Origin of the sequence: Mycobacterium sp. (assembly GCF_049281135.1) — a bacterium.
Lineage (GTDB): Bacteria > Actinomycetota > Actinomycetes > Mycobacteriales > Mycobacteriaceae > Mycobacterium.
Map to the genome: position 1 here is coordinate 1 of NZ_JBAPRN010000757.1, position 2,216 is coordinate 2,216.

Annotated in this window: 1 protein-coding gene and 1 pseudogene; both read left to right on the plus strand. The window is 68.6% G+C overall.

The genetic code is table 11. The features are described 5' to 3' along the window. Positions 1-462: pseudogene (gene ppnK / locus WAN02_RS29990) on the plus strand (NAD(+) kinase); the annotation flags it as partial. 2 nt (positions 463-464) lie between these two features. Further along, positions 465-2,216 (plus strand): DNA repair protein RecN (gene recN, locus WAN02_RS29995; RefSeq protein ID WP_422269019.1); only part of this gene is annotated, 1,752 nt, incomplete at its 3' end.

Genomic DNA, 2,216 nt, shown 5'->3' on the forward strand with positions numbered 1-2,216 from the left:
GGATGGGCGCTCAACGAGGCGAGCCTGGAAAAGGGGCCGCGGCTGGGGGTGCTCGGCGTGGTCCTCGAAGTCGATGGGCGGCCGGTGTCGACCTTCGGCTGCGACGGGGTGTTGGTGTCAACGCCGACCGGATCGACTGCCTACGCGTTCTCCGCGGGCGGCCCGATCCTGTGGCCGGATCTGGAAGCCTTGCTGGTGGTACCCAACAACGCTCACGCATTGTTCGCCCGGCCGATGGTCACCAGCCCCGAGGCCGGCATCGCCATCGAGATCGAGGGCGACGGTCACGACGCGCTGGTGTTCTGCGACGGTCGCCGCGAGATGCTGGTGCCGGCCGGTGCACGGTTGGAAGTGCGGCGCTGCGCTGTGTCGGTGAAATGGGCCCGGCTGGACGGCGCGCCGTTCACCGACCGTCTGGTGCGCAAATTCCGTCTGCCGGTCACCGGCTGGCGCGGACGGTAACAGTGCTTTCGGAGATTCGGATCGAATCGCTGGGCGCCATCAGCGCCGCGACTGCCGAATTCGACCGCGGCCTAACGGTTTTGACCGGGGAAACAGGTACTGGCAAGACCATGGTCGTCACCAGCCTGCACCTGCTCGGCGGGGCCCGCGCCGACGCCAACCGGGTGCGTTCGGGGGCCGAACGGGCCGTCGTCGAAGGGCGGTTCACCACTGCTGATCTCGACCAGAAGGCGGTGGCGCACCTCGACGAGATGCTGGACGCCTCGGGGGCCGAACGCGACGAGGACGGCAGCATCATCGCGTTACGCTCGGTCAGCCGCGACGGACCGTCGCGCGCATACCTCGGCGGCCGCAGCGTGCCTGCCAAATCACTGAGCGGATTCACCACCGAGCTGCTGACGCTGCACGGGCAAAACGACCAGTTGCGGCTCATGCGACCCGACGAGCAACGCGGGGCGCTGGACCGGTTCGCAGACGTCGACACCCGAATGGAGCGCTATCGCAAACTGCGTGACGCATGGCAGTCGGCGCGCCGCGACTTCGTAGACCGGAGCAACCGGGCCCGCGAATTGGCGCAGGAGGCCGATCGGCTCAAGTTCGCGCTGCACGAGATCGACACCATCGATCCCGCACCCGGCGAGGACGATGCGCTGATCGCCGACATCCGTCGGCTCTCTGAGCTGGACGCGCTGCGCGAGGCCGCATCCGGGGCCCGCGTCGCCCTGTCCGGGCTGGGCGACGACGCCTCCGCCGACCCGAGCGGACAGTCCGCATCAGCGGCGGAGAGTTTGGCGCTGGCCAAGGCGGCCTTGGAGTCGACGGAGGACGCGACGCTGCGTGCGTTAGCCACCCAGCTCGAAGAAGCGCTCACGGTCGTCGGCGACGCCGCGCGTGAGCTCGGTGGCTACCTGGGCGAATTGCCCGCGGACGCCAGCACGTTGGACACCAAGCTCGCACGGCAGGCGCAGCTGCGCACGCTGACCCGCAAGTACGCCGCCGACATCGACGGTGTGCGGCAGTGGGCGGGTGAGGCGCGAGATCGGCTGGCGCACCTGGATGTTTCCGAAGAGGCGTTGGCCGCTCTGCAACGTCGCGTCGACGAATTGGCACTCCAATTGGCCGATGCGGCAAGCGAACTCAGCAAGTTACGCAGCCAGGCCGCCAAGCGGCTGGCCAAACAAGTCACCGCTGAGCTGTCGGGTTTGGCGATGGCCGATGCCGAATTCACCATCGAGGTGTCGACCATGCCGGCCGGTAGCGACGATCCTGCCGCGCTGACGCTTGGCTCCGGCACCCAGGCCCACGCCGGTGGCGACGGCGTCGACCAGGTCGAGTTCGGTTTCGCCGCACATCGCGGCATGACGGTGTTACCGCTGGCCAAGAGCGCGTCGGGCGGCGAGCTGTCGCGCGTGATGCTCGCCCTCGAGGTGGTGCTGGCGGCGTCGATGGCAGGCACCACGATGGTGTTCGACGAGGTCGACGCGGGCGTCGGAGGCCGGGCGGCGGTGCAGATCGGTCGGCGACTGGCCCGGTTGGCCCGCAACCGGCAAGTCATCGTGGTGACGCATCTGCCGCAGGTCGCGGCCTATGCCGACATACACCTCATGGTCGATAGCAACGGCACTAACGGCGCCAGTGGTGTGCGGCGCCTCGACGGGGACGACCGGGTTGTCGAGCTGGCGAGAATGCTGGCCGGGCTGGGTGATTCGGATTCAGCGCGTGCCCATGCCCGCGAACTGTTGGAGGCCGCGGAC